The organism is Rothia sp. HMSC069C04 (assembly GCF_001812895.1).
GTDB lineage: Bacteria > Actinomycetota > Actinomycetes > Actinomycetales > Micrococcaceae > Rothia.
This window is the reverse complement of sequence record NZ_KV810711.1, coordinates 1-1,073: the sequence shown is the minus strand read 5'-3', so window position 1 is coordinate 1,073 and position 1,073 is coordinate 1. Positions and strand designations below refer to the sequence as shown.

The 1,073-nt window shown below is 47.2% G+C and carries 2 protein-coding genes; both read right to left on the bottom strand.

Annotated features, from left to right (window positions below; translation table 11 throughout):
- The coding region (locus HMPREF2879_RS00850; RefSeq protein ID WP_070634594.1) for a hypothetical protein at positions 1–728 on the bottom strand (728 nt) is incomplete at its 3' end.
- A 67-nt stretch (positions 729–795) separates the two neighbouring features.
- Positions 796–1,073, bottom strand: a 278-nt coding sequence (locus HMPREF2879_RS09625) for a peptidase inhibitor family I36 protein (RefSeq protein ID WP_141753014.1), incomplete at its 5' end; no start/stop codon positions are given.

The window sequence follows — 1,073 nt, the reverse complement described above, 5'->3', positions numbered from 1 at the left end:
TAGGACGCCTCAATATCACCCAGACGCTGAGCCATACCAACCTTCTGGTTACATTCCGCTTCGATAGTTGCGAGGCGAATCACTTCTTGAGTTTTTTCCTCCTCACTCTTAGAACTTACGTCAATATTGGACGTCTCTTGACTACCCCACGCCTGGTCATCCTTACGTGGTGTTAACCCATTGCTCTCTAGGCAGCTCCACCATTCAGAGCGAACTTTATTCCATTCCGGATCACTTTTCGCACTCGCATAGGCTTCCTGTCTAAGCCGGTAAGCGAAAGAGTCATTGTCATTCTCGTATTCAATTTCTTTCAACTGATTGGCACTTTCCTTGCGACATTGCCGTCTAATATCTTCCGGTATTTTCTCTGCATTCATATAAGCCTCTCGAGCCTTTTCTTCATTGGCATATCCATACTTCTTGGCATATTCAACATTCCAGGCACCATATATATTGCTGTGCTGATCATCAGAGAACGCAGGGACAGCATCAGAGTATCCCTTAGCTACGTAACATACTTGCATGATACGGGCGGTCGCCTCATTAATTACAGCCCTTGACGCATCGTCATAGTCATACTCATCCAGGGGAAGAGTAATCAAATTATTCGCGTAATCGAGCCTGGCTTTATACTCAGAATTTGAAGCACCTCCCTGAGCGCATGAAGACAGCAAAAGCGCGCCTGCTAGGGCAGTGATTGTGAATGCACTACTTTTATGCAAAAGCACACCCTCCTTTCAGAATGGAAGAGAAACTTAAAGCAGGAAAGCATCTTGTCTCTCTACCACCATTCACTTAGCAACCCACATGCATAACTGAGCTAATCCGGTCATCCCAGGTCTCACCCCAATGGAGACCTGCATGGCTTAGACCCCGCAGATAGTTGAGGTCGGAAGAAGAATCAAACCTGCGACCCCTATAGTGGCTGTCTTCGTAATAGCGCCACCGACATCCATCAGAATGCAATGAAGATGCACGGTCATTCATCCAACCCAGATGAGGGTTAGTCCCGGTGTACATGCGGGACCCAAGGAAATTTGCATCCGAATAGAAAGTAACACCCGCATGTGCCG